The sequence below is a fragment of the Siccirubricoccus sp. G192 genome, from assembly GCF_019084075.1.
Lineage (GTDB): Bacteria > Pseudomonadota > Alphaproteobacteria > Acetobacterales > Acetobacteraceae > G192.
This window is the reverse complement of record NZ_JAHREN010000001.1, coordinates 2,739,194-2,765,219: the sequence shown is the minus strand read 5'-3', so window position 1 is coordinate 2,765,219 and position 26,026 is coordinate 2,739,194. Positions and strand designations below refer to the sequence as shown.

General features: G+C 70.8%; 21 protein-coding genes and 4 pseudogenes. 18 read left to right on the top strand and 7 right to left on the bottom strand.

Going from position 1 to position 26,026, the window contains the following annotated elements:
- Positions 1 to 14: 14 nt before the first annotated feature.
- On the bottom strand, positions 15 to 1,301 hold the full coding sequence (locus KSF81_RS13205; protein ID WP_217379380.1) for an NCS2 family permease: 1,287 nt from the start codon (positions 1,299 to 1,301) through the stop codon (positions 15 to 17).
- Positions 1,302 to 1,376: 75 nt separating this feature from the next.
- Positions 1,377 to 1,703: a DUF962 domain-containing protein gene (locus KSF81_RS13200; RefSeq protein ID WP_217379379.1), complete on the bottom strand. Its 327-nt coding sequence runs from the start codon at positions 1,701 to 1,703 to the stop codon at positions 1,377 to 1,379.
- Between the two features lie 109 nt (positions 1,704 to 1,812).
- Here KSF81_RS13200 and KSF81_RS13195 point away from each other — a divergent pair, with 109 nt between their 5' ends.
- From KSF81_RS13195 to parE, 3 genes and pseudogenes are all read left to right on the top strand, one after another.
- Positions 1,813 to 3,420 (top strand): MFS transporter, encoded by a 1,608-nt coding sequence (locus KSF81_RS13195; RefSeq protein ID WP_217379378.1) that lies wholly within the window; start codon positions 1,813 to 1,815, stop codon positions 3,418 to 3,420.
- 202 nt (positions 3,421 to 3,622) lie between these two features.
- On the top strand, positions 3,623 to 4,141 hold the full coding sequence (dps, locus tag KSF81_RS13190) for a DNA starvation/stationary phase protection protein Dps (RefSeq protein ID WP_217379377.1): 519 nt from the start codon (positions 3,623 to 3,625) through the stop codon (positions 4,139 to 4,141).
- A gap of 115 nt (positions 4,142 to 4,256) precedes the next feature.
- Positions 4,257 to 6,252: pseudogene (gene parE, locus KSF81_RS13185) on the top strand (DNA topoisomerase IV subunit B).
- Positions 6,253 to 6,259: 7 nt separating this feature from the next.
- Here the strand turns inward: parE and KSF81_RS13180 are convergent.
- On the bottom strand, positions 6,260 to 7,186 hold the full coding sequence (locus KSF81_RS13180) for an ABC transporter substrate-binding protein (protein ID WP_217379376.1): 927 nt from the start codon (positions 7,184 to 7,186) through the stop codon (positions 6,260 to 6,262).
- A gap of 99 nt (positions 7,187 to 7,285) precedes the next feature.
- On the opposite strand from KSF81_RS13180, the gene KSF81_RS13175 reads away from it, so the two are divergent.
- From KSF81_RS13175 to KSF81_RS13140, 8 genes and pseudogenes are all read left to right on the top strand, one after another.
- Positions 7,286 to 8,266: a tripartite tricarboxylate transporter substrate binding protein gene (locus KSF81_RS13175; protein WP_217379375.1), complete on the top strand. Its 981-nt coding sequence runs from the start codon at positions 7,286 to 7,288 to the stop codon at positions 8,264 to 8,266.
- A gap of 106 nt (positions 8,267 to 8,372) precedes the next feature.
- Positions 8,373 to 9,143, top strand: a complete 771-nt coding sequence (locus KSF81_RS13170) for an SDR family NAD(P)-dependent oxidoreductase (protein WP_217379374.1) — start codon at positions 8,373 to 8,375, stop codon at positions 9,141 to 9,143.
- A gap of 36 nt (positions 9,144 to 9,179) precedes the next feature.
- Positions 9,180 to 10,388, top strand: coding sequence for an acyl-CoA dehydrogenase family protein (locus KSF81_RS13165; protein WP_217379373.1), 1,209 nt, complete (start codon positions 9,180 to 9,182; stop codon positions 10,386 to 10,388).
- On the top strand, positions 10,381 to 11,385 hold the full coding sequence (locus KSF81_RS13160) for a phosphotransferase family protein (protein ID WP_217379372.1): 1,005 nt from the start codon (positions 10,381 to 10,383) through the stop codon (positions 11,383 to 11,385). The genes KSF81_RS13165 and KSF81_RS13160 overlap by 8 nt, the downstream gene beginning before the upstream one ends.
- Positions 11,378 to 11,734, top strand: a complete 357-nt coding sequence (locus tag KSF81_RS13155; protein WP_217379371.1) for a DUF6285 domain-containing protein — start codon at positions 11,378 to 11,380, stop codon at positions 11,732 to 11,734. The genes KSF81_RS13160 and KSF81_RS13155 overlap by 8 nt, the downstream gene beginning before the upstream one ends.
- A 13-nt stretch (positions 11,735 to 11,747) precedes the next feature.
- The gene (locus KSF81_RS13150) at positions 11,748 to 13,385 is read left to right on the top strand and encodes an acyl-CoA synthetase (protein ID WP_375293327.1); all 1,638 of its coding nucleotides are present in this window, start codon (positions 11,748 to 11,750) and stop codon (positions 13,383 to 13,385) included.
- A pseudogene (locus KSF81_RS32130) lies at positions 13,274 to 13,891 on the top strand (Bug family tripartite tricarboxylate transporter substrate binding protein); the annotation flags it as partial. The gene KSF81_RS13150 and the pseudogene KSF81_RS32130, both read left to right, overlap by 112 nt.
- Positions 13,892 to 13,904: 13 nt before the next feature.
- A complete protein-coding gene (locus KSF81_RS13140; RefSeq protein WP_217379369.1) occupies positions 13,905 to 14,414 on the top strand; it encodes a tripartite tricarboxylate transporter substrate binding protein in 510 nt (169 codons plus the stop codon).
- 9 nt (positions 14,415 to 14,423) lie between these two features.
- Here the strand turns inward: KSF81_RS13140 and KSF81_RS13135 are convergent, their stop codons facing one another.
- The gene (locus tag KSF81_RS13135) at positions 14,424 to 15,920 is read right to left on the bottom strand and encodes an amidohydrolase family protein (protein WP_217379368.1); all 1,497 of its coding nucleotides are present in this window, start codon (positions 15,918 to 15,920) and stop codon (positions 14,424 to 14,426) included.
- Positions 15,921 to 16,041: 121 nt separating this feature from the next.
- On the opposite strand from KSF81_RS13135, the gene KSF81_RS13130 reads away from it, so the two are divergent.
- A complete protein-coding gene (locus tag KSF81_RS13130; protein ID WP_217379367.1) occupies positions 16,042 to 16,857 on the top strand; it encodes a DUF169 domain-containing protein in 816 nt (271 codons plus the stop codon).
- A 331-nt stretch (positions 16,858 to 17,188) separates the two neighbouring features.
- On the opposite strand, the gene KSF81_RS13125 is transcribed toward KSF81_RS13130, so the two are convergent.
- Positions 17,189 to 17,824, bottom strand: a complete 636-nt coding sequence (locus KSF81_RS13125; RefSeq protein WP_217379366.1) for a phosphoribosyltransferase — start codon at positions 17,822 to 17,824, stop codon at positions 17,189 to 17,191.
- A 104-nt stretch (positions 17,825 to 17,928) separates the two neighbouring features.
- Here KSF81_RS13125 and KSF81_RS13120 point away from each other — a divergent pair, with 104 nt between their 5' ends.
- From KSF81_RS13120 to KSF81_RS13100, 5 genes are read left to right on the top strand one after another with little or no spacing between them, the layout of a single operon-like run.
- On the top strand, positions 17,929 to 18,264 hold the full coding sequence (locus tag KSF81_RS13120) for a carboxymuconolactone decarboxylase family protein (protein WP_217379365.1): 336 nt from the start codon (positions 17,929 to 17,931) through the stop codon (positions 18,262 to 18,264).
- Between the two features lie 6 nt (positions 18,265 to 18,270).
- Complete coding sequence (locus KSF81_RS13115) at positions 18,271 to 19,200, top strand: NAD(P)-dependent oxidoreductase (protein ID WP_217379364.1); 930 nt, start codon at positions 18,271 to 18,273, stop codon at positions 19,198 to 19,200.
- Positions 19,201 to 19,211: 11 nt separating this feature from the next.
- Positions 19,212 to 21,206 carry an NAD(P)/FAD-dependent oxidoreductase gene (locus tag KSF81_RS13110; RefSeq protein ID WP_217379363.1) on the top strand — a complete coding sequence of 665 codons (1,995 nt, stop codon included), beginning with the start codon at positions 19,212 to 19,214 and terminating at the stop codon, positions 21,204 to 21,206.
- On the top strand, positions 21,203 to 21,994 hold the full coding sequence (locus KSF81_RS13105) for an N-acyl homoserine lactonase family protein (RefSeq protein ID WP_217379362.1): 792 nt from the start codon (positions 21,203 to 21,205) through the stop codon (positions 21,992 to 21,994). Before KSF81_RS13110 ends, KSF81_RS13105 begins: the two co-directional genes overlap by 4 nt.
- A 10-nt stretch (positions 21,995 to 22,004) precedes the next feature.
- On the top strand, positions 22,005 to 22,994 hold the full coding sequence (locus KSF81_RS13100; protein ID WP_217379361.1) for a tripartite tricarboxylate transporter substrate binding protein: 990 nt from the start codon (positions 22,005 to 22,007) through the stop codon (positions 22,992 to 22,994).
- 37 nt (positions 22,995 to 23,031) lie between these two features.
- On the opposite strand, the gene KSF81_RS29670 is transcribed toward KSF81_RS13100, so the two are convergent.
- Together KSF81_RS29670 and KSF81_RS13095 are read right to left on the bottom strand one after the other, a co-directional pair.
- On the bottom strand, positions 23,032 to 23,430 hold the full coding sequence (locus KSF81_RS29670; protein WP_305801202.1) for a thiamine pyrophosphate-dependent enzyme: 399 nt from the start codon (positions 23,428 to 23,430) through the stop codon (positions 23,032 to 23,034).
- A gap of 11 nt (positions 23,431 to 23,441) precedes the next feature.
- Positions 23,442 to 24,758: pseudogene (locus tag KSF81_RS13095) on the bottom strand (thiamine pyrophosphate-requiring protein); the annotation flags it as partial.
- Here KSF81_RS13095 and KSF81_RS29665 point away from each other — a divergent pair.
- Positions 24,669 to 26,026 (top strand): annotated as a pseudogene (locus KSF81_RS29665) (CaiB/BaiF CoA transferase family protein). The pseudogenes KSF81_RS13095 and KSF81_RS29665 overlap by 90 nt on opposite strands.

Here is a 26,026-nt window from a genome sequence, read left to right as displayed (position 1 = left end):
GGGCGCGTCGCCCCTCATTGCAGCGCGAATTTCACCACCGAGAGTGCCGCGATCAGCCAGACCGCGCCACTCACCTGCCGCGCCCGCCCCGCCGCCGCCTTCAGCACCGCATGGGTGATGAAGCCGAGCCCGATGCCCGTCGCGATGGAGAAGGTGAAGGGCATCGCCAGCGCGGTAATCACCGCCGGCACGTAATCCGTCGCATCATCCCAATCCAGGCCGCGCAGCGCCTGCGCCATCAGGCAGGCAACGAAGACCAGGGCCGGCGCCGTGGCGAAGCCGGGGATGGAGGCGGCGAGCGGCGCCAGGAACAGCGCCAGCAGGAACAGCGCGGCGACGGTCAGCGCCGTCAGCCCGGTGCGCCCGCCGGCCTGGATGCCCGCCGCGCTCTCGATGTAGCTGACCGTGGTGGAGGTGCCGAGCGAGGCGCCGATGATGGCGCCGCCGCTATCCGCCAGCAGCGCCCGGCCAAGCTCGGGCACCGTGCCATCCGGCCGCATCAGCCCGGCGCGATGCGTGGTGGCGATCAGGGTGCCGGCATTGTCCAGCAGGTCCACCAGGAAGAAGGTGAAGACGATGCCGGTCAGGCCGAGGCTGAGCGCGCCCCCGATGTCCATCTGCAGGAAGGTCGGCGCCAATGAGGGCGGCAGGCTCACCACGCCCTGGAATTGCGTGAGGCCGAAGGGGATGCCTGATGCGGCCGTCACCAGGATGCCGATGACCATCGCCCCCGGCACCCGCCGCACCGAAAGCCCAGCGATCAGCAGGAAGCCCGCGCAGGCGAGCAGGGTCGCGGGCTCGCCGAGCCGGCCCAGCCCCACCAGCGTCGCCGGGTGGTCCACCACCAGCCCCATGGTCTTCAGCCCGATCAGCCCGAGGAAGAAGCCGATCCCGGCGGCGATGCCGAATTTCAGCGACAGCGGGATGCCATTGATGAGCCATTCCCGCAGCCGCAGCAGCGACACCGCCAGGAAGACCAAGCCGGAGACGAAGACCGCGCCCAGCGCCACCTGCCAGGGGATGCCCAGGCCGAGCACCACGGAGAAGGCGAAATAGGCGTTCAGCCCCATGCCCGGCGCCAGGGCGATCGGGTAATCCGCAAGCAGCCCCATCAGCGCCGAGCCGATCGCGGCGGCGAGGCAGGTGGCGACGAAAGCGGCGCCCGGATCGATCCCCGCCTGCGCCAGGATCGAGGGATTGACCACGATGATATAGGCCATGGTCAGGAAGGTGGTGGCGCCGGCCAGCACCTCCCGCCGCACCGTCGTCCCGCGCGCCGCCAAGCCGAAGAACCGCTCCATCAGCCGAATCGCCCCTCTCGCCGCCGCGAGACTAGGCTGCGTGGCGCGGCCCGGGCAAAGCCGCGCAGGCCCCGGCTACAGCCCGTGCCGCCGCAACTCGGCGCCCAGCTGCCCGGTCACCGCCAGCCAAGCCAGGCGCAGGTCGCCGCGCAGCGACCAGAGCGGGTGGCTGAAGGTCGCCGGCCGGTTGCGCTCGAGCGTCAGGTGGGAGATCCAGGCACAGCCATAGCCGACCACCGGCGCCAGCAGCAGCAGCCACCACTCCCCGGTGGCAAGCCCGAGCAGCAGCAGCGCCGCGGCCGCCAGGGTGCCGGCGACATGCACCACCCTGGTGGCCGGCCGCGCGTGTTCGCGCAGGTAATGCGGCCAGAAGCCCTCGAAGCTGGCGAAGCGGCTGGTCATGGCACCGATCCTGGGGCGGCGCCACGCCGATTTCCAGTGCCGCATCCGGGTCCGGCCAATCGCGCGGCTTTCGCTTTCGGCCGGCAGGGCAGGCTGGCAGGGTGGCCGCATGCCCCTGTCCCGCTCCCTTCCCCTCCCGCGTGCCTTCGCGCCGTTGCGGCACGCCACCTTCCGCACCCTCTGGCTGGCGACGCTTGCCAGCAATATCGGCATGTGGGTGCAGAACACCGGCGCCGGCTGGCTGATGACCAGCCTCGACCCCTCGCCCTTCATGGTGAGCCTGGTGCAGGCGGCCTCCATGCTGCCGGTCTTCCTGCTCGCCCTGCCCTCCGGGGCGCTGGCCGATATCGTGGACCGGCGGCGCTTCCTGATCGGCGCCCAGGCCTGGATCCTGGCCATGGCGCTCATCCTCTCGGCGCTGACCTCGGCCGATGCGCTCGGCCCCTGGGGGCTGCTGGCGCTGACCTTCGCCATCGGCGCCGGCAGCGCCATGAATTTCCCGGCCTGGGCGGCCACCACGCCGGAACTGGTCCCGCGCGAGGACCTGGTGCAGGCCATCGCGCTGAACGGCATCGGCTTCAACCTGGCGCGCGCCGTGGGCCCGGCCATCGGCGGCTTCGCCATCGCCGCGGCCGGGCCGGAGACCGCCTTCGCCCTCAATGCCGTGGCCTTCCTGGTGCTGATCCTGGCGCTCTTCGCCTGGCGCCGCCCCGGCATCGGCGGGAGGCTGCCGAAGGAGCACCTGGTTTCCGCCATGCGGGCGGGGCTGCGCTTCGTCTCGGCCAGCCCGGCGATGCAGGCGACGATCCTGCGCGCCTGCACCTTCTTCCTCTTCACCGCCGCGGTCTGGGGCCTGCTGCCGCTCTTCGTGCGGCAACAATTGGGCCTGGGGCCAGAAGCCTTCGGCCTGATGCTGGGCGTGATGGGGTTCAGCGCGGTGGCCTCCGGCTTCGCCCTGCCGGCGCTGCGCGGCAGGCTGGATGCCAGCGGGATGGTGTTCTGGGCCTCGGTCCTGGCCTCGGTGGCGATGGCGATCCTGGCGGTGTCGCGCCACTGGCTGCCGGCGGCGCTCGGGATGCTGCTCTATGGCGCGGCCTGGATCACCGCCGGCAGCACGCTGGCGGCCGCCGCCCAATTGGCCGCGCCGGCCTGGGTGCGGGCGCGGGCGATCGCGATCTACCAGTTGAGCTTCTTCGGCATGATGGCGCTCGGCGCGGCGCTGGCGGGCTGGCTCGGCGGGCGCTTCGGGGTGGGGCCGGCACTGGGCGCGGCCGCGGCGGCGGGGGCGGTGGCGGCGGTGCTGGTGCGGCCCTGGCGACTGGATACGGTGGTGCAGCAGCAGCGCGCCGCCACTCCGACGCCGCAGCCGGAGGCGCCGTCCGCGGAGCTGGTGGAGTTGCTCGGCGAGCGGTCCGGCCGGGTGCTGGAGGCGGTGCGCTACCGCATCGACCCCGCCGAGCGGCCGGACTTCCTGGCGGTGATGCAGGAAGTGCGGCGGGTGCGGCTGCGCTCCGGCGCCATGACCTGGCGGCTCTATGAGGATGTGGCGCATCCCGAACGCTGGGTCGAGCTCTGGGCGGTGGCAAGCTGGACCGAGCATCTGCGCGAGGAACAGCGGCTGACCGAGGAGGACCGGGCCACGCTCTCCCGCGCCGTCGCGCTGCACCGGGGCGAGGCCCTGCCCGAGACCGCGCGCTACCTGAACGTGCAGCCCTGAGCCGCCCGGTCGCCCGAAGGCGCAGCCGGAGGGCGTGAACCGACCGGCAGGAGAAAAGCCGCCCGGCGACCCGCGCACGCGTTTGTCATGCGGCGCAAGGCCGCCTCGGGCGCTGCCGCAATGCACCCTTTGGCGCCGTGGGGCTGGCCACCCATGCCCGGCGCCCTACATTCCAGGCCGCAACGATACGAGGAGAAGCACCATGGCGAAATCCGCCGACAAGGCCGGCAAGACCATGCAGACCCGCAACGATGTCGCGGACAATGCGAAACAGGTTTCGATCAACGTGTTGCAGGGCTGCCTCGTGGACGCGGTGGACCTCTACAATGCAACCCGTCAGGCGCATTGGAACGTGAAGGGCCCGCATTTCGGTGCGCTGCATGTGCTGTTCGAGGGTTTCTACAACATTCTCCACACCGGCTCGGACGACCTGGCGGAGCGGATCGTGCAGCTTGGCGGCACCGCCAACGGCACCACTCAGACCCTGGCCAGCCAGACCCGCCTGCCGCCCTATCCGACCGACCTCTATGCCGGCATGGACCATGTGCGGCAGTTGGCGGACCGCTACGCCATGGTCGCCAAGACCCTGCGCGAGGGCATCGACCAGACCGACGAGGCAGGCGATGCCGATACCGCCGACCTGCTGACCGAACAGTCCCGCGCGGTCGACAAGATGCTCTGGATGCTGGAGGCGCATCTGACACCCGATACGGCGCGCTGACACCGCAACCGCGGATTGAATGACACGGCCGGCGGTCGGTTCGAGTCCGACTCGCCGGACCGTGTTGTATCCGCCTTCCCCGGAGGCTATCTTGGCGGCATCAGGGGAACAAGACATGAACGACCTGTTCGGCGGGCGGCGCCCGCAGAAGGGCGCCGCCTCGGTCACGCCCGCTGCCGCGGCCAGCTACTCCGCCAAGGACATCGAGGTGCTGGAGGGGCTGGAGCCGGTGCGGCGCCGGCCCGGCATGTATATCGGCGGCACCGACGAGAACGCGCTGCACCACCTGGCCGCCGAGGTCCTGGACAATGCCATGGACGAGGCGGTGGCCGGCCATGCCGACCGCATTGAGGTGACGCTGGAGGCCGGCAATTGGCTGACCGTGCGGGACAATGGCCGCGGCATCCCGACCGACCCGCATCCGCGCTTCCCCAAGCTCTCGGCGCTGGAGGTGATTCTCACCACCCTGCATTCGGGGGGGCAAGTTCTCCGGCAAGGCCTATGACACCTCGGGCGGCCTGCATGGCGTGGGCAGTTCCGTGGTGAATGCACTGAGCGAGCGGCTGGAGGTGGAGGTGGCGCGCGACCGCACCCTCTGGACCCAGGCCTATTCGCGCGGCAAGCCGCTGGGCAAGCTGAAGAACGCGGGCTCCATCCACAACCGCCGCGGCACCACCATCCGCTTCCGGCCGGACCCCGAGATCTTCGGCAAGCTGGAATTCTCGGCCGCCCGGCTGCACCGGCTCTGCCGCTCCAAGGCCTACCTGTTCCGCGGCGTCGAGATCCGCTGGTCCTGCGACCCCGCTTTGGCCCAGGGCGATACGCCGGCCAGCGCGGTGCTGCATTTCCCGGGCGGGCTTTCCGACTACCTGGCCGCCGCCATCGAGGGCCGCGCCGGGGTGGTACCGGCGCCCTTCGCGGGCGAGACCGGCTTCCCGGACAATGCCGGCCGCTGCGAATGGGCCATCACCTGGCTCGACCAGGGCGAGGGCTTCCTCTCCACCTATGCCAATACAATCCCGACCTCCCAGGGCGGCACGCATGAGGCCGGGCTGCGCGCCGCGCTGGTCAAGGGGCTGCGCGCCTGGGGCGAGCTGAAGAAGGAGAAGCGCGCCGCCACCGTCACCGCCGAGGACCTGTTTGGCGGCATGGCCGGGATGCTCTCGGTATTTGTCCGGGACCCGCAATTCCAGGGCCAAACCAAGGAAAAACTCACCAGCCCGGAGGCCGCCCGCCTAGTGGAGGCGGCGCTCCGCGACCAGTTCGACCATTGGCTGGCCGGCGACCCCGGCACCGCGGACAACCTCCTGGCCTGGGCGATCGAGCGTGCCGAGGACCGCATCCGCCGGCGCGAGCAGAAGGACACGCCGCGCAAATCCGCCACCCGCAAGCTGCGCCTGCCCGGCAAGCTCGCCGATTGCGCGCGCGCGACCGCCGAGGGCACCGAACTCTTCCTGGTGGAGGGCGATTCGGCCGGCGGCTCCGCCAAGCAGGCGCGGGACCGCGAAACCCAGGCGGTGCTGCCGCTGCGCGGCAAGATCCTGAACGTGGCCAGCGCCTCCGCCGACAAGCTGCGGCAGAACCAGGAACTCAAGGACCTGATCGAGGCGCTGGGCTGCGGCGCCGGCGACCGCTTCGACCTGGCCCGGCTGCGCTATGGCCGCGTCGTCATCATGACCGATGCCGACGTGGACGGCGCCCATATCGCCGCGCTGCTGATGACCTTCTTCTACAAGGAATTGCCGGTGCTGGTGCGGGAGGGCCGGGTCTTCCTGGCCCAGCCGCCGCTCTACCGGCTGCAGGCCGGCGGCAAGAGCCTCTATGCCCGGGATGATGCCGACCGGGAGCGGCTGCTTAAGCGGGAGTTCAAGCCGAACCAGAAGGTGGAGGTCAGCCGCTTCAAGGGCCTGGGCGAGATGCCGCCGGCCTCATTGAAGGAAACCACCATGGACCCGAAGCGCCGCACCCTGCTGAAGGTGGTGCTGCCCAAGGAGGAACGCGCCCGGACCGCCGAGCTGATGGAGGCGCTGATGGGCCGCAGGCCCGAATTGCGCTTCAAATTCATCCAGGACAACGCGGCGAAGATGGACGCGGAGGAAGTGGACGTCTGACGCCCGCTCAGCGGGCGGGCAACCCGGCTTCCGCCAGCGCCTCGGCGACGACCGCATTGTCGGCGGTTGCGGCGAAGCCCGGCCTGCGGCGGATGGCGCCCGCGGAAAGCATCGCCGTCTCCAGCCGGATGAAGGCTTCCTCGGGGTAGAAGGGATCGGCGGTCCAGAGGCCGACCGATGTGTACCGGGCGAGGCAGGCGGCCAGCAGCGACTGCGGCATCTCCGGGAAGAAGGGCGCGATGGTCTCGGCCAGCGCGGCGGGCGGGGTCGCCGCCACCCAGGTGAGGGTCTTCGCCAGGCCGCGCAGCATCGCCTTGAACTCCGCGCGGCGGGCCTGCAACCGCTCCGTGGTGCTGATGAAGGTGGTGTAGCCGGTCGGGCCCCGCGCCGCGGCGCTGTGCCAGACATGGCCGGCGCCGCGCTGCTCCAGCAGGCTGACGAAGGGCTCGAAGAGCTGCGCCAGGTCGAGCGTGCCATCGGCCACGGCCTCGGCATTCTCCGCCATGCTGCGATGCGTGATCCGGCGGAGGGTATCGGGGTCGCGCCCGGCCAGGCGGATATCCTGCTGCAGGGTCCACCAGGGCGTCGGCACTTCCGAGACGGTGCCGAGGGTCAGCCCGGCCAGGTCGGCCAGCCGGAAGCCGGGGCGCGGGGCGCGGCCCACCAGGAAGAAGGGGTCGCGCATCACCACCGCGCCGAAATTGCGCAAGGGGCAGGCGGGATCGGCATCATGCGCCAGCAGCACGCGCATCGGCCCGCCCCAGGCGAGATCGGCCTGGCCGGACAGCACGGAATCCTTGGCCAGCGACGGCACGGCACCGGCCAGCAGCCGCACCTCCACCCCCTCCGCCGCATAGGCGCCGCGGGCCAGCGCCGCGTAGAAGGGCGCGTAGAAGACGGCGCGGAAGGGTTCCTGGAGGGTCACGGGCTGCATGGGCCGTCTCCGACGAAGCTGGATGATGCCAGGGTGGCGCAATCCTTGCGCGGCAACAACTTTGCCGCATGATGCGGACCTCCGCCGGAGGGACCGCCCATGCCCAGCCGCCGCATGATCCTCGCCGCCCCGCTGCTCGCCGCCCCGATGCTTGCCGCTTGGCCCGCCGCAGCGCAGGAAGCCTATCCGAACCGCCCGGTCCGCCTGATCATCCCGGTGGGCGTGGCCGGCGTCACCGATATCGTCGGCCGCATCATCGCCGAGCACATGTCAGTGACGCTCGGCCGGCCGGTGGTGCCCGAGAACATCGTGGGCGCCGGCAGCACGGTCGGCGCGGCCGCCTTCCAGCGCACGGCGGCGGATGGCTACACGATCTACATCGGCACCAACAACCATCCGGTGATGCAGGCGATCTACCCCAATTTCCCCTATGATCCGGTGCGCGACTTCCTCCCCCCTCGCCCTGATCGGCCGCCAGCCCTTCGTGCTGGCGGTGCATCCGGATGTGCCGGCGCGCGACGTGGCCGGGCTGCTGGCCTGGCTACGGCAGCAGGGGCAGGCGGCGAATACGGCTCGGCCAATCCCGGCGCCACCAACCACATGGCCGGCGAGCTGCTGCGGCAGCAGGCGGGCGTGAATTTCACCATCGTGCCCTACCGTACTGCTGCCAATGCCGTGCAGGACCTGGTGGCCGGGCGGATGCAGCTTTCCATCGACAGCCCCTCGATGATGGCGCCGCTGATCCGCGACGGCCGGCTGCGCGCCCTGGCGGTCAGCGGCGCCGAAAGGTCGGAGCAGATGCCGGAATTGCCGACGCTGCAGGAGGCCGGGGTCCCTGGCTACGACCTCACCGCCTGGCAGGTGCTCTTCGCCCGCCCCGGCACGCCGCCGGAGATCCTGGCGGTGCTGGAAGCCGCGGCCCGCCGCGCCGTGACCGATCCCGGCGTGCGGGCCAGGCTGCGGCAGGCGAATGTGGAGACCTGGCCCGACCCCTCCGCCGCCGCCGCCGCGGCACATGTGCGGGCGGAGGTGGCGCGCTGGGCCCCGGTGGTGGCGGCGATGAACCTCAATCCGGGCTGACGCGGCCCTGGCTTGCCCCTGCGTGGGGCCGGTGGTCAATTGCGGCCGACGGAACGCAGCGAGGGAGGCGGGCGGCGCGGCAGGATGCGCGCGGCCCCGGGCAGGCATGGCGGAATCGGCGCGGCTTTTTTCCCTGGAGGGCTCCACCGCCCTGGTCACCGGCGCCTCCGGCGTGCTCGGCGCCCATTTCGCGCGCGTGCTGCATGGCGCCGGGGCGCGGGTGGTGCTGGCCGCGCGGCGGACCGAGGCGCTGGCGGCGCTCGCGGCGGAGCTGGGCGAGCGCGCCGCTTCCGTGGCGCTCGACGTGACCGAGGCCGCCGGCATCGCCCGCGCCTTCGAGGATGCGGCGGCGCTCGGCTTCGGCCCCTGCGACATCATCATCAACAATGCCGGCATCGCGGTGACGAAGCCGGTGCTGCAACAGACCGCCGAGGACTGGGACGGCGTGCTGGGCGTGAACCTGCGCGGCTGCTTCCTGGTGGCGACCGAGGCGGCGCGGCGCCTGGTTGCCGCGGGGCAACCAGGAGCGATCATCAATATCGCCTCAATCCTGGGCGAGCGGATCATCCCCGGCGTCGCCGGCTATACCGCCGCCAAGGCCGGGCTGCTGCAACTGACCCGGCAATTGGCGGTGGAGCTGGCGCGCCACCGCATCCGGGTGAATGCGCTGGCTCCCGGCTATGTCGAGACGCCCATCAACCGCGACTTCTTCGCCTCCGAGCCCGGCCAGGCCATGGTGCGGCGGGTGCCGCAGCGGCGCCTCGGCCAGGTGGCGGATCTCACCGGCCCGCTGCTGCTGCTTGCCTCCCCCGCCGGCGCGCATATGACCGGCGCGACCCTGGTCGTCGATGGCGGCCATTCCGTGAACCCGCTCTAGGGTGCCCAGCCTCGGCACAGCCATAGGACCAGCATCATGGACTTCAGCCTTTCGCCCGAAGTGGACGCCATCCGGCAGAAGATCAGGGCCTTCGTCGAGGATCGCCTGATTCCGCTGGAGGCCGACCGCGCCAGCTATGACGAGCACGAGAACATCGCCCCCGCCCTGCTGCGGACGCTTCGCGCCGAGGCGAAGGCGGCCGGGCTCTGGGCGCTGTCATTGCCCAAGGCGCGCGGCGGCGGCGGCCTCTCCATGGTCGGCATCGCACCCTGCTACGAGGAGATGAACCGCAGCATCTTCGGCCCCGTGGTGTTCAACGCCGCCGCCCCCGATGACGGCAACATGCGCGTGCTGGAACAGGTGGCGCGGGAGGACCAGAAGGCGCGCTGGCTGCAACCCATCATCGATGGCGAGGTGCAGTCCGCCTTCGCCATGACCGAGCCCGATGGCTGCGGCAGCGACCCCTCCATGACCTATACGCGGGCCGAGCGGCGCGGCAACGACCGCTGGGTGATCCATGGCCGCAAGCACTACATCACCGGTGCCGGCGAGGCGAAGCACTTTATCCTCATGGCCCGCACCTCAGATGACAACCGCAAGGGCCTGACCGCCTTCCTCTTCCATGCCGACAGCCCGGGCTGGCGTATCGTCCGCCGCATCCCGATCATGGGGCCGGAGGAGCATGGCGGGCATTGCGAGCTGGAATTCGATGGGCTGGAGATTCCCGACGAGGACCGGCTGATGGGCATCGGCGACGGGCTGAAACTGACGCAGATCCGCCTCGGCCCGGCGCGCCTCACGCATTGCATGCGCTGGACCGGCATGGGCCGCCGGGCGCTGGAGATCGCCATGGCGCGGATCGAGACGCGCCACGCCTTCGGCTCCGCCCTGATCGAGAAGGAGAGCGTGCAGGGCATGATCGGCCAGGCGGCGATGGAGCTCGATATCGGCCGGCTGCTGACCATGCGCGCTGCCTGGGTGCTGGACCAGGGCGGCTATGCGCGGAAGGAGGTCTCCATGGCCAAGGTGGTCGTGGCGGATGCGTTGCAGCGTGCGGTGGACACCTCGCTGCAATTGCTCGGCGCGCGCGGCTATTCCAAGGACACGCCGGTGGAATGGATGTACCGCTACGCCCGCCAGGCCCGGCTGGTGGATGGCGCCAGCGAGGTGCACCGCATGGTGCTCGCCAATATGCTGCGGCGCGAGGGCAAGGACTTCTTCGCCTGGGGCGCCGCGCATGGATGAGGCGGCCCGCACGCGCCTGGGAGCCTGGCTGAGCGGGGCCGCGGGCGCGCCGGTCGCCATCACGCGCATGGCGCTGCTCTCGGGCGGCGCCATCCAGCAGAATTGGGCACTGGATGTCGCCCTGGGCGGCACCGAGCAGCGCTGGGTGCTGCGCACCGACAATGCCGCCGTGCTCTCCGTCAGTCTGCCGCGCCCGGCGGAATTCGCCCTGCTGCGCGCCGCCCATGCCGCCGGCGTCACGGTGCCGCAGCCGCTCTTCTGCTGCGAAAGCCGCGAAGTGACCGGGGCGCCCTTCTTCGTCATGCAGCGAGTGGCGGGGCTGGCGCAGGCGCATCGGCTGGCGCGGCAGGCCGCCGCCATGGGCGGCAACACATCACTGGCGCTGGCGCTGGGGCAGGAGCTGGCGCGCATCCATACCATCCGCCCGCCGCGCCCGGACCTTGCCATGCTGGGAGAGCCGCCGGCCGATCCGGCGTTGGAATTCATCGCCCGGCAGCGCGCGGCGCTGGATGCCGCCGGCACGCCGCGCCCGGTACTGGAATGGGGCCTCCGCCACCTGGAGCGCAACGCGCCGCCGCCCGGCGAGGTGGTGCTGAACCACAACGACTTCCGCACCGGCAACCTCATGGTCGCCGATTGCCGCGTGACCGGGGTGCTGGACTGGGAATTCGCCCGATGGGGCGACCCGCATGCCGATCTCGGCTGGCTCTGCGCGCCCTGCTGGCGCTTCGGCAACCTGGCGCTGGAGGCCGGCGGCCTGGGGCCGCGCGCGGAGTTCTACGCCGGCTACGAGGCCGGGAGCGGCCGCCGGATCGAGCATGACCGTGTCACCTGGTGGGAACTGGCCGGCACCCTCCGCTGGGCGGTGATCGCCGCCGACCAGGCGGCGCGGCACCTTTCCGGCAAGGATGTGAACCTGGAATTGGCGCTGACCGGGCATATCGTGCCGGAACTCGAGATGGACATCCTGCGGATGACGGGGGCGCTGCATGCTTGAGCGACCGGACGGGCCGGAATTGCTGGAAGTGGCGCGCGACGTCCTGCTGCAGGACCTGCTGCCGCATCTGCCGGAGGCGAAGCGCTACCAGGCGCGCATGGTCGCCAATGCCATGGCCATCGCCCGGCGGGAGGCGACCGCGGACCCGGCACCGGCGCTGGCGCAATTGCGCGCCGCCCTGACCCTGCCCGATGCGGCGCCCGAGGCGCTGCTGGCGCGGCTCGCCCGGGAGATCCGCGCCGGGGCGCACGACCCCGGCACGGCAGGCCATGCTGCGCTGGCGGCGGCGCTCGCCGAAATGGTGCGGCTGCGCTGCGCGGTCAGCGCGCCCAGGGCGCTTGGCGGCTGAAGGAGACGGCATGATGAGTGGGTACGACACGCTGCCGAAGCTGCCAGCGAACCATGTGCCGCTCTCGCCCCTCTCCTTCCTGGCACGGGCGGCGCGGGTCTATCCGCAGCGGGTCGCGGTGATCCATGGCGCGCGCCGCCTGACCTATGCGGCGATGTTCGAACGCTGCCGCCGCCTGGCCTCGGCGCTGGCCCGCGCCGGCATCGCGCCGGGCGATACGGTGGCGGTGCTGGCGCCGAATATCCCGGAGATGCTGGAGGCGCATTACGGCGTGCCGATGGCGGGCGCCGTGCTCTGCACCATCAATATCCGGCTCGACGCCGCGGCCATCGGCTTCATCCTGTCCCATTCCGGCGCGAAGCTGCTGCTGGTGGACCGCGAATGGGCGGCAACGGTGCGGGTGGCGCTGGCCGGAATGGCATCGCCGCCCCAGGTCATCGAGATCGTCGATTCCGAGGCGCCGGGCGGTGAGCCCCTCGGCGCGATGGAGTATGAGAGCTTCCTCGGCAGCGGCGGCGCGGCCGCGCCCTTCCGCATGCCGCAGGACGAATGGGAGGCGATCGCGCTCTCCTATACCTCCGGCACCACGGGCGACCCGAAGGGCGTGGTGACGCATCATCGCGGCGCCTATCTGAATGCCTGCGGCAATGCCCTGGCCTTCGAGCTTTCGCCGCGCAGCGTCTATCTCTGGACGCTGCCGATGTTCCACTGCAACGGCTGGACCTATACCTGGGCCGTCACCTTGCAGGGCGGCACCCATGTCTGCCTGCGGCGGGTGGAGCCGGCGGCGATCTTCGCCTCGGTCGCCGAGCATGGCGTGACGCATATGTGCGCCGCGCCCGTGGTGCTGACCATGCTGATCCATGCGCCCGCGGAACACCGCCGCCCCTTCCCGCAGACGGTGCGCATCGCCACCGGCGGCGCCGCGCCGCCCTCCTCGGTGATCGCCGGGATGGAGGAGATGGGCTTCGCGGTGACGCATCTCTACGGGCTGACGGAATGCTACGGCCCCGCCACCATCTGCCTCTGGCAGCCGGGGCTGGACGACCTGCCGCTGCCGGAGAAAGCCGCATTCATGGCGCGCCAGGGCGTGAACCACCCGATGCTGGAGGAGGCGACGGTCCTCGACCCCGCCACCATGCGCCCGGTGCCCGCCGATGCCGCCACGCTCGGCGAGGTGATGCTGCGCGGCAATACGGTGATGAAGGGCTATCTCCGCAACCCCGATGCCACCGAGGCCGCCTTCGCCGGCGGCTGGTTCCATACCGGCGACCTCGGCGTGCTGCATCCGGACGGCTATATCGAGGTGAAGGACCGGGCCAAGGACATCGTGATCTCCGGCGGCGAGAACATCTCGACCCTGGAGGTCGAGGAGGTGCTCTATGCCCATCCGCGGATCATGGAAGCCGCGGTGGTGGCGCAGCCCGACGCCAAATGGGGCGAGGTGCCGCACGCTTTCGTGACACTGACGCCGGGCGCCGAGGCGCTGACCGAGGCCGAGGTCATCGCCTGGTGCCGCGAGCGGCTGGCGCGCTTCAAATGCCCGAAGCGGGTGAGTTTCGGGCCGCTGCCCAAGACCTCCACCGGCAAGATCCAGAAATTCGAGTTGCGGCAGCGGCTGCGCGACACGCCCCCTCCCGCCGCGGAATGATGCTGCTAGGCTGCCCCGGAACGGCCCCGCATCCCGAGGGCCGCATCGGGAGGCCAAGCATGACCCTGCGCCGCCGCCATCTCCTCGCCGCCCCTGCCCTGCTGGCGGCCTCGCCCGCCCTCGCCCAGACCTGGCCGGACCGGCCGATCCGCATCCTGGTGCCCTATACCCCCGGCGGCTTCAACGACACGCTGGCCCGGCTGGTGGGCGAGAAGCTGACCGAGGCTGTCGGCCAGCTTGGCGTGGTGGAGAACCGGCCGGGCGCCAGCGGCTCCATCGCCATCGCCGCCACCGCCCAGGCGGCGCCGGATGGCTACACCATTGCCGTCGCGAATACGGCGAACCTGGCGATGAACCCCTTCCTCTTTGCCAATACCGGCTATGACACGCTGCGCGACCTGGCGCCGCTCTGCGTCTCGGCGCGGCTGATGAATGCGCTGGCGGTGCCGGAGGGCAGCGGCATCACCAGCCTGGCGCAACTGATCGAGCGGGCCAAGGCGCAGCCGGGCAAGCTCAGCTATGCCAGTTCCGGGGCCGGCAGCAGCCCGCATCTCTCGGCGGGAATTGCTGAAGCACCGCACCGGCATCGACATCACCCATGTGCCCTATCGCGGCAGCGCGCCGGCCATGGCGGACCTCATCGCCGGCCGCGTCGACCTGACCATCGACAACCTGCCGAATGTGCTGGCGCAGGTGCAGGCCGGCAAGCTGCGGGCGCTGGCCGTGACGGGCAACGAACGCGACCCCGCCATGCCCGATATCCCCACCTTCCAGGAGGCCGGGCTTCCGGGCTACGAGGTCTATGTCTGGTTCGGCTTCGTCGGCCCGGCAGGGCTGCCGCAGCCGATCCGCGACAGGCTCTCCGCCGCCATCACCCGCATCGTCACCGGCCCCGAGACGGCGGAGCGCATCCGCCGCGCCGGCGCCACGGTCTGGACGCAGGACCAGGCGCAGTTCACCGCGCTGATCCGGGCGGAGCTGGAGAAATGGGGCACGGTGATCCGTGGCGCCGGGCTCAGGATCGAGTAGGCAAGGGCTTCAGCCGGCCGCGACGTATCCGTAGGCGAGATTGCTGCGCTGCCCGCCGGTGGCGGCGTAGGCCGCCTGCACGCGCGCGACCCCATCCGTCTCCAGCCCGGCACGGCGTTGGTCATAGCGGTACATGCGCGCGGAATTGCCGCCGAAGATCGCCGTCTTCACCGGTCCATCCGCGGCACCGAGCGGGGCGAAGCCGTGGCGGGCCTGCATGTCCTCCGGGATCTCCAGCCGCCGCAACGCCTCGATCTGCCATTGCGGCGAACCGGTCCAGACCGCATCCGTGCCCCAGACCACCTTCTCCGCGCCGAGCCCCTTCACCAGGATGCCCATCAGCGCCGCGGCCAGGCGCGGCTGCACCACCGTGGTCTGGGCGAAGATCTGGCCGAGATCGCCGAAAACGTTGGAGACGCCGTATTTCTCCGGAATCTCGGCGAGGTCGCTGGTCCATTCGACGCGGCCGCTGCGCTCGAACTGCTCCAGCCCCTGCTCCGCCCTGCCGCCGCCGGCGAAGCGGTAGGCCGAGTGGTAGATGACGAAATTGATCTGCGGCCAGTCCTTCGCGGCCTTGCCCAGGTCATCGACCCGCGCATAGGGCAGCAGATGCGGGAAGCGCGCCTCGATCTGCGGCGGGAACAGGCCCTTGTGGATGCAGACGATGTTGTGGCCCGCCTTCAGCAGCCGCTCATAGAAGGGATACATCAGCCGCTCGTCATCCAGCCGCCAGGGCCATTGCGCGAGGTGCTTGTTGGTGTTGTCGCCGATTGTATAGTCCTTGAAGCTGTCGGGCTTCAGTTCCTCGATGGCGCGTTCCACCTGGTCCATCCAGCCGGGCTGGCCGGGGGTGAAGATGGCGTGGCTCATGCAGCGGCGGGTGCCGGCGGCCTCGTTGATGCGGCGGCGGGCGTTGAACTTCATCTCGTTCGTCAGGAACCAGTCCTGCGGCTCGTCCGAGGGCGCGCCGCTGATCAGCGCCACCTTGGTGTCGCTGTCGAGGAAGACCTCCTTGAACCAGTTGGCGTACATCAGGTTGTCGATGGTTTGCTCCTGCGGCTTCAGCGCCGGGTTCCAGCCGGCGCGGCCGACCGCCTTGCGCATCTCCACGAAGCCCATCAGCCGCGTGTCCTCGCGCAGGAAATGCGTATGCACATCCATGATGAACTGGTCGCGCAGCGAAGCGGCGCGGGCCGCCGCGCGGTCCGGCTCCTGCGCCTCGGCGCGGGCCACGCCGAAGACCGGGCCATGCACCTCGTTCATCGCCAGGAAGGCCGCCGCCATACCGGAGGCGCTGGCGAGGAAGCCCCGGCGGGAGAGGTTCTGCCGCGGACCGATCTCGTCCGCCAGTTCCTTGATCCGCGCCTCCACCCGGCGCTGCGCCGGAGTCTGCGGGATCGGCGCGAATTCGTCGGAGGACACCACCTGGGTCGGGATCGGCGAGGGGAACATCGCCTCCTGCGCCGGCCGGAGCGCGGCGATCTCGTCCTCGGCCAGGAAACCCATCGGTCCCTCCCCCTTCGGTTGCCGGGGCGAGCTTGCCGTCGCCGCCTTTCCCGGGGCAAGCCCATTCGACCCAGCGCCAGGCTGCGCTAGGATGGGTGGAAGCGAGATGGAGGAAACCACCATGGACGATGCCCCGGGGCTCGTGGAGCCCGCCCAGCCGGACGCCAAGGCGCTGGCGCAGATGGCCGAGCAGCTCACCCAATTGCTGCGGCTGCGCACCCTGCCCATCGGCATGAAGCTCTTTGAAAGCCTGGAGGAGATGGAGCGCATCCCGAGCCTCCGCCGCCCCGCCAAGGGCAAGACCTTCTCCACCTGCCAGCTCGTGACCCAGGCGCGGATCGCCGGCTTCACCCTCGGCATCACGCATGAGAACGTGCCCGCCTTCTCCAATTGCGGCGGCGTCATCGGGCTGAACGAGCCCTCGGACCTCTACCTCTCCGGCCGCAAGATGGAGGGGGTATGGTTCGAGAACCGCGAGGCTTCGGCGGCGCATCAGGCGCAGATGCCGCGGGTGCCAGCGGGGCGCTATCACGGCCTGGTCGTCTCGCCGCTGCGCAGCGCCCGGCTCGATCCGCCGGATATCTGCCTGTTTTACGCCAACCCGGCGCAGATGATCCTGTTCATCAACGGGTTGCAGTGGAAGAGCTACCGCCGCTACGACTTCTCCATCACCGGCGAGAGCGCCTGCGCCGATAGCTGGGGCCATGCGCTGAAGACCCGTGAGGTGAGCCTCTCCATCCCCTGCTACGCGGAGCGCCGCTATGGCGGGGTGGCCGACGATGAGTTGCTGATGGCCTGCCCGCCCGCCGATTTCACCCGGGCGATCGTGGGATTGCAGGGCCTCTCCAAGGCCGGGCTGCGCTACCCGATCATGCCCTATGGCCCCCAGGCCGATCCCGGCGAGGGCATGGCGAAAAGCTACAGCGACAAGAGCTGAACCGCGCCCCGGCGGATTCACGGGCTGCCGGCCGGCGTCCGGACATTCGCCGGAGTGGCGGCAACACCGGCGGGCTCCGGGCGTTGCCGCAGCTTCCCCCAGCGAAGAGGCCATTCATGCCCCCATCCGACCCAACGCCCACACCCGGCCCCGGCATTCCCGGCCCTGGCGGCCCTGGCCCGGAAATTCCGCCGATGCCCCCCCTCGCCCGGACCGGCGCCGGAACCCGGACCGGGGCCGGGGCCCGGCCCGGAACTGCCACCCACCAGCCCGCCTGGCCCGCGGGAGATGCCGCCGCCGCAGGCCGGCCGGCGCTGATGCGGAACCCGGCTCAGGCCGGGCGCCCGAGCAGCCGCAGCACCTCCTCATCCGAGACCTGCCGGAAATCCCGGTAGAAGGCGCCGACCGAGCCGAGCCTGCGGGGCTCGGCCAGCGCGACCACCTCCACCCCCTCGGCGCGGAACCGCGCCGCGACATCGGCGGCGATCACCGGCACCGCCAGCGCCACCCGCGCCGCGCCGGCGGCCTTCACGCCGCGGAGCGCCACTTCGGCCGTGGCGCCGGTGGCGACGCCGTCATCCACCACCAGGGCGCCACGCCCGGCCAGCGCCGGGGGCGGCCGGTCCCCCAGGAACTGCGCGCGCTGGCGGGCCAGCTTCCGCTGCTGCCGCTCCCGTTCCTCGGCGATCCAGGCGTCGCTGATGCCGAGCTCGGCAATGATGTCCCGGTTCAGCACCAGGCCAGGCGGATCGCCGTCAAGGATGGCGCCGACCGCCAGTTCCGGCTGCCCCGGCGCGCCCAGCTTCCGCACCAGCAGCAGGTCGAGCGGCTGTCCGAATGCCGCGGCGATGGGCGCCGCCACCGGCACGCCGCCGCGCGGCAGGGCCAGCACCACCGGCGGCGCCACACCCGGCAGGGCCAGCCGCGCGGCGAGGTCGCGGCCCGCGCTTTCCCGGTTCTCGATCATGCCTCTCCTCCTCCGGCTTGCGGGGTCTCCACTCAGGCTTCAGGATCACGGCAATCGGGGCGCTGCAACGCAGGTTCCGCAATTGGAGAGAAACGGAGAAGACCATGGCAGCCCCGCCCTCAGCCCGTCGCGACCGCATCAACCCGCATTTCCCCAAGCTGGTGGAGATGACGCATTCCTATGTCTATGGCGATGTGTGGGAGCGGAAGGAGCTTTCCAAGCGCGACCGCAGCCTGATCACCGTCGCGGCGCTGGTGGCGCTGGGCTGGGAGGCGCAGCTCAATTCGCATATCGGCCGGGCGCTGGCCAATGGCGTGACGCGCGAGGAGATCGGCGAGGTGGTGACGCATCTCGCGATGTATGCCGGCTGGCCGGCGGCGATGACCGCGGCGCATGTCGCCTGCGATGTCTTCGAAGCCGCCGACGCCAAGGGGGAGTGACGCGCCATGAAGATAGGCTTCATCGGCCTCGGCACCATGGGCGCCTTCATGGCCGCCAATCTGCAGAAGGCCGGCCACAAGCTGGTGGTGCATGACATCAGGCGCCAAGCGGCGGAGCGGCACCTGGCGGCCGGCGCCGAATGGGGCGAGAGCCCGCGCGCGGTGGCAGCGCAATGCGAGGTGGTCTTCACCTCCCTGCCCGGCCCGCCGGAGGTGGAGGCGGTGGTCTTCGGCCCGGACGGGCTACTGGAAGGCGCCCATGCCGGCATGGCGCATTTCGACCTCTCCACCAATTCCCAGGCGCTGATGCGCCGCGTCCATGCGGCCATGGCGGAACGCGGCGCGCAAGCCTTCGACGCACCGGTCAGCGGCGGCCCCAAGGGCGCCGAGAGCGGCAGGCTGGCGATCTGGGTGGGTGGCGATCGCGCCACCTATGACAAGCACAAACCGATCCTGGACGCGATCGGCGACCAGCCCGCCTATATCGGCCCGATCGGCAGCGCCACCGTCGCCAAGCTGGTGCACAACCTCTCCGGCTATGCCATCCAGACCGTCATGGCGGAGGTCTTCACCATGGGCGTGAAGGCCGGCATGGACCCGCTGGAATTGTGGAAGGCGGTGCGCCAGGGCTCGCTCGGCCGCCGCCGCACCTTCGACCGCATCGCCGACCAGTTCCTGGTGAACAAATACGAGCCACCGGCCTTCTCGCTGAAGCTGGCGCATAAGGATGTCACACTGGCGGTCGGCCTCGGGCGCGAGGTCGGCGTGCCGATGCGGCTTTCGCACCTCGTCATGGAGGAGATGACGGAGGCGCTGAACCGCGGCTGGGCGCATCGCGACAGCCGCGTCCCGATGGTGCTGCAGCAGGAGCGCGCGGGGGTGAAGATCGAATGCGACCCCAAGGCGGTACAGGCGGTGCTGGACGGCGGCAAATAGGGGCGGGCCGGATGCTGCTGGCGCAACCGGGGCGGATCGGTCCGCTCCGGCTGAAGAACCGCCTCATCATGGCGCCGATGGGGACCAACTTCGGCACCAGCGACGGGCTCTCCACCGAGCGCGACCGGCACTACTATGCCGAGCGCGCCCGCGGCGGCGTGGCCGCCATCGTCACCGAGGCGATGGCGGTCAGCGAGGGTGGCCGCGCCCACAACAACTCGCTCTGGATCTACCACGACCGCTTCATCCCCGGCCTGGCGCGGCTGGTGGAAGCCATCAAGTCGCATGACTGCCTGACCATCGGCCAGCTCAACCATCGCGGCGCGCTGCTGCGGCGGATGGTGCTCAACATGGAGCCGGTGGGCCCCTCGCCCTGGACCAACCCCAATACCGGCGATGCGGTGCGGCCGCTGGAGCGGGCCGAGATCACCGCCATCCAGCAGGATTTCGTGGCCGCCGCGCGGCGGCTCTGGCAAGCCGGCTACGACGCGGTGGAGTTGCACGCCGCCAATGGCTACCTGTTCCACCAGTTCTTCACGCCACGCATCAACCACCGCACGGATGCCTATGGCGGCTCGGTCGAGAACCGCGCCAGGCTGCTGCTGGAGACGGTGGCGCGGGTTCGCGATGCGCTGCCGGACTTCCCGCTCTGGGTGCGGCTCTCCTGCACGGAATATTGCGGGGATGGCTACCCGATCGAGGATGTGCTGGCGCTGGCGCGGATGCTGGAGGCGGCGGGTGTCTCGGCGCTGGACCTCTCCGGCGGCACCAATGAGAGCCCGGAGCTCTCGCGCTTCTGCATCCAGCCGCCCTCCATGCCACGCCGCTGCCTGGAACCTCATGCGCGGCCGGTGCGGGAGGCGGTGAGGATCCCCACCATCCTCGCCGGGCGCATCATCACCCCTGGGGATGCGGAGGTGGTGCTGGCCAATGGCAGCGCCGATTATATCTCGCTCGGCCGCGCCCTCACCGCCGATGCGCATTGGCCGCGCAAGGCGCTGGGCCAGGTGGCGGCGCCCATCCGTGCCTGCATTTCCTGCAATATCTGCTTCGAGCGGCTGACCCTGGAGCGCGACGTCGCCTGCGTGACCAACCCGATGCTCGGCACCGAATTCGAGGAGCCCGATTTCGCCGAGCCCAGCGCTGCCCATCCGGCGCTGCCGCCCGCGGCACGCCTGCGCGTGCTGGTGCTGGGCGCCGGCGTCGCGGGGATCGAGGCCGCGCGGATGGCCGCCGCGCGGGGCCATCAGGTGGAGATCTGGGAAAAGGCCGCGCGCCCCGGCGGGCAGATCCACCTGGCGGTGGCGGCGCCCGACAAGGAGGAGGTGCGGCCGGTCTGGGCCTATCGCTGGGCGCTGTTGCAGGCGCTGGGTGTCCCGGTGCGGCTGGGCGTCACCGCCACGGCCGCGGCGATCCGGGATTTCGCGCCCGACCAGGTGGTGGTGGCGACCGGAGCGCGGCCACGGCCACTGCATTTGCCAGGCGATGCGGTGCCCTTGCAGGCCTGGGATGTCATCGCCGACCCGGCGCGGGTTGCGGAAGGTGCGCGCGTCGCGATCATCGGCGGCGGCATCGTCGGGCTGGAGGCGGCGGATATGCTGGCGCTCCGCCGCTGCCGGATCACCGTGCTGGAAGCGCTGCCCGGCATCGCCCCCGCCATGGCACGCAACAACCGCACCGACCTGATGCTGCGGCTGCGCGCGGCCGGTGTGGAGTTTCATACCGGCGTACGCGACCTGCGTTGCGACGCGGGGCGACTGACATTCACCGTAGCCGGCCAGGCCCACTCGATCGAAGGCGTCGAGCATGTGGTAGCCGCCATCGGCGCCATACCGAACCGCGATGCCGTGCCGGCGGTGGAGGCGGCGGGCATCCCCTATGCGCTGGTCGGCGATGCCAACCAGCCCGGCGATTTCATGTCGGTGCTGCGCGATGCAGGGATGGTCGGCCTGGCCATCGGGCTGCGCGCCGCGCCGGCCCAGCAAGCGGGAGGAATGAGGGCATGACCCCGACCTATGAAATCTACGCCATCCGCTATGCCTGGCGCGATGCGCGGCGGCACGAGCATTTCATCGGCGGCGACCCGCATGACGCGCCGATGCCGATGGACTATTTCGTCTGGACCGCCATCGGCGGCGGCCGCAGCTTCGTCATCGACACCGGCTTCACCGAGGAAGTGGCCAAGCGCCGCAAGCGCAACTGGCTGCGCTGCCCAGCGGAGAGCCTGAAGCTGATCGGCCTCGATCCTGAGACCGTGAAAGACGTGATCCTGACGCATCTGCACTACGACCATGTCGGCAGCTTCCACAAATTCCCGAAGGCCGAATTCCACCTCCAGGAACCCGAGATGCACTACGCCTGCGGCCGCTTCATGCGCTTCCCGAAGCTCGCGCATTCCTTCGAGCCGGACGACATCGCCGGCATGGTGAAGCTCAACTTCAAGGGTCGTGTGAGGTTCTACAACGGCCAGGCGGAGATCGCGCCCGGCGTCTCCCTGCACCTGATGCGCGGCCATTCGGCCGGGCTGCAATGCGTGAAGGTGAACACGGCGCGCGGCCCTGTCGTGCTCGCCTCCGACGTCACGCATTTCTACGAGAACATGGAGGCCGGCCGCCCCTTCAGCACCGCCTTCCACGTCGGCGAGATGCTGGAGGGCTTCGAGACCCTGGCCGCGCTGGCCCCCTCGCCCCGGCACATCGTACCCGGCCACGACCCGGAGGTGATGCGGCGCTACCCGGCCGCCGCAGGGCTGGAGGGCATCGCGGTGCGGCTCGATCTCGAACCTTCGGCCTGAGGACGTGCCGATGCTCCCACTCCCCCGCCGCGCCGCGCTGCTCGGCGCTGCCCTTGCCATGCCAAGCCTGGCGCGGGCGCAACCCTTCCCCTCGCGCCCCGTGCGCATCCTGGTGCCCTTCCCGCCGGGCGGCGCGGCGGACCTGACCGCGCGGCTGCTCGGCGAACAGATGACGCCCCTGCTCGGCCAGCCCGTGGTGATCGAGAACCGCCCGGGCGCCGGCGGCAATATCGCGGCCGAGGCGGTGGCCCGCGCGGCGCCGGATGGGCATACGGTCTTCCTCGGCGGCGCCACCATCTTCTGCGCCAACAAGTACCTCTACCGCAGCGCCATGCCCTTCGACACGATGCGGGACTTCGCGCATGTCTCGCGGGTCTCGGTCGGCACCACGCTGCTGGTGGTCAATGCCGGAAGGCCCTGGCAGAGCTTCGCGGAACTGATCGCGGCGGCACGGCGGGAGCCGGGCAGGATCACCAGCGGCTCCTCCGGGCTCGGCACCATCAGCCACCTCTCGATCTCAAAGATGATGGCCAGCGCCCATGTGGAGGTTGCGCATGTGCCCTATCGTGGCCTGGCGCCGGGGCTGAACGACCTCCTGGCCGGCACTGTCGACATGCTCTTCGATGGCATCCCGGCGATCATCCCGCATGTGCGGGAGGGCAGGCTGCGGGCGCTGGCGGTGGGCAGCGCCAGGCGCGTCACCTATGTGCCGGGGCTGGAAGCGGTGCCGGGCATGGCGGAGCTGCTGCCGGACTCCGGCATGGACATGGAGTTCTGGTACTGCATCTCCGCCCCCGCCGGCACGCCACCAGCGGCGGTGCAGCGGCTGCACGAGGCGACGGTGCGCGCCGCCCGCACGCGCGACTATGGCGAGAGGCTGCTGCCGCTCGGCTTCACCGCCGTCACCGATGACAGCCCGGCCGGTTTCACCGATTTCATCCGCGCCCAGGACCCGATCTGGCGCGACCTGGTGGAGGTCTCCGGCGCCAGGCTCGACTGACGGGCGCTGCTGGCGGCGTCCCTGCCGCGCCGCCCGGTTAAAGCGGCGTGACGCGGGCCGTCAGCACCGCCGCCTGGCCGCCTTCCACCGCCTCCAGGCAGCGGCGGATGGCGGCTTCCACCTGCCCGGCCTCCGTCACCCTTTCGGCATGCGCGCCGAAGGCCTTCGCCACATCCTCGAAGCGCCGCTCGCCGCGCTGGTCGAGCCGCGCCATGTACTGCTCCTGCGCCACCGCGACGCCCTTGGGATAGACCCGCCGCGTCGCCTCCTTCACCGCCGACCAGCCGCGGTTGTCCAGCACGATGGTGAAGATCGGCAGGCCATGGGTCTGGGCGCAGGCATAGACGCTGTCGGGGGCCGAGAAGTGGTAGCTGCCATCGCCCACGATCTGCACCACCCGGTTCTCCGGCCGCGCCAGTTTGACGCCGAGCGCCATGCCGCCGGAGAAGCCAAGCCCCCCCCGCCGGCAAAGCCGATGAAGCTGCCGGGCTCCGTGCGGGTGATGTGGTCCTGCACCACGCCGCCATTGCGGATGGCCTCGTTCAGCACGATGTCGTCGGCGCGAAGCTGCCGGTTCAGCGCATCCATCAGGAAGGGCACCCCGATGGCATCCGCCTCGCCCGGCTGTGCGGCGGCCGCCGCCAGACGTTGCGCGCGGGCCTGGCGCGCGGGTTCCCAGCCGGCGATGCGGGCGGCGATCCTGTCGCGCCAGGCATCATCGGCGCGCGCGCGGATCACCTCCAGCACCTGGCGCAGCACGATGGCGCAATCGCCCTGCACGCGGAGATCGGCGGGGAAGTTCCAGATCGGCAGGTCGCGCTTCGCCGCATCCACATCCACCTGGATCCAGCGGGTCTCCGGCCGTTCCGGCATGCTGCTCGGGATCCAGGGCACATCGGTATCGAGCAGCAGGCCGAGATCCACCTCCTCCAGCAGCGGCTTCGGGTCGAAGCCGGCGAAGCAGGGGTGCTCCGTGCTGATGTTGAGGGTGATGGGGGCATGCGCCACCACGCGGATGCCGGCCTCCCGCGCCAGCGCCTCCAGCGCCGCCACCGCTTCCGGCTTGCGGCCGAGATAGCCGGTGAAGGCCACCGGGTTCTCCGCCGCCATGATCTGCCGCGCGATCTCCTCCGCCACGGCCGGATCGGCGCCGCCGCCTGCCACCGGGCCGAAACGCGCGGGCGGAAAGGACTGGACCTTCTCCTCCTCGATCTCCTCGGCCAGCGTCTCGCGCGGCAGGGTGAGGAAGACCGGGCCGGTGGGCTCGCTCTGCATCACCGCGGCGCCGCGCGAGAGCAGTTCCTTCGCCACCACGCCGGAGGGAAGGCAGTATTCCCACTTCACATAGGGCCGCACGATACTGGCGATGTCGTAGGGGTCCTGGATGAAATGCACATAGGTGTCGCGTGAGCCGGTGAGCTCGTTGCGTGTGGTGAAGGGCGCGCGCCCGGCCATCAGGAAGACCGGCACCCGGCCGCGGCAGAGATTGTGCAGCGCCATGGCCGCATTGGCTGTGCCGGCATCGACATGCACCAGCACCGCCTGGCCGCGCCCGGTCATCATCGCATAGCCGCCGGCCATGTGGACGGCGACATTCTCATGCGGGCAGACGATGGCGGGCGGGCGCGGGCGGTTGCCCTGGTCCCAGCGCGCCATCTCCTCGATCAGCGAGACATGGTCGGTGCCGAGATTGCAGAAGAGGTAGTCGATCCCGATGTCGCAAAGCCCCTCAAGGAAATAATGGGCGGCGCTGTGGCGGGCCATGCGGGACCTCGTTCTGGCTTGTGCTGGACGTTGCGCCGAGCGTCGGTCCGGGCGGGCCTGCTGTCAAACCCCGTGCGGACTGCTAGGCTGGGCCGGAGGGAGAGACGCATGGCACCGCAAGATCAAGCCGCACCGGCCGGGCCGCTGAAGGGGCTCCGCATCCTGGAATTCGCCGGCATCGGCCCCGGTCCCTTCTGCGGCATGCTGCTGGCCGATCTCGGTGCGGAGGTGGTGCGGCTGGACCGCAGGGGCGGCCCGCCCGGCACGCGGCAGGATTTCGTCGGCCGCGGCCGGCGCTCGGTGGTGCTCGACCTGAAATCCCCGGCGGCGGTCGCCGCCGCGCTGCGGTTGATCGAGGGCGCGGACGCGCTGATCGAGGGCTTCCGTCCCGGGGTGATGGAACGGCTCGGGCTAGGCCCGGAGCCCTGCCTCGCCCGCAACCCGCGCCTGGTCTATGGCCGCATGACCGGCTGGGGCCAGGAAGGGCCACTGGCCCAGGCGGCAGGGCATGACATCAATTACATCGCACTGACCGGCGCGCTCTGGTCCATCGGGCGGCCAGGCGAAAACCCGGTGCCGCCGCTCAACCTGGTGGGGGATTACGGTGGCGGCGGCCTGCTGCTGGCCTTCGGCATCCTGGCAGCGCTGTTGGAGGCGAAGGGATCGGGCCGCGGCCAGGTGGTGGATGCCGCCATGGTGGATGGCGCGGCGATGCTCATGGCGCCGATCTACGCCATGCTGGCCCGCGGCCGCTGGCGGAACGAGCGCGGCGCGAACATGCTGGATGGCGCGGCACCCTGGTACGACACCTATGCATGCGCCGATGGCCGCTACCTCTCGGTCGGGCCGATCGAGCCGCAATTCTTCGCGCTGATGGCCGAGAAGCTGGGGCTCGATCCCGCCCGTTTCGCCGGGCGCATGGAGCCGGCGATTGGCCGGCGCTCCGCGAGGAACTCGCCGCCATCTTCCGCAGCCGCACGCGCGATGACTGGGCCGCGCTGTTCGAGGGCACGGATGCCTGCATCGCCCCGGTGCTCGACCTCGCCGAGGCGCCGGCGCATCCGCACAATGCGGCGCGCGGCACCTTCCAGACCCGCGAGGGTGCGATCCAGCCGGCGCCCGCCCCCCGCTTCAGCCGCACCCCCGCGACACCGGGCCTGCCACCACCGCTCCGGGGCGAGCATACGGAGGCGGTGCTGCGGGACTGGGGCTTCGCCGCCGCCGAGATTGCCACGCTGCAACAGGCCGGGGCCATCCCCGGCGCCTGA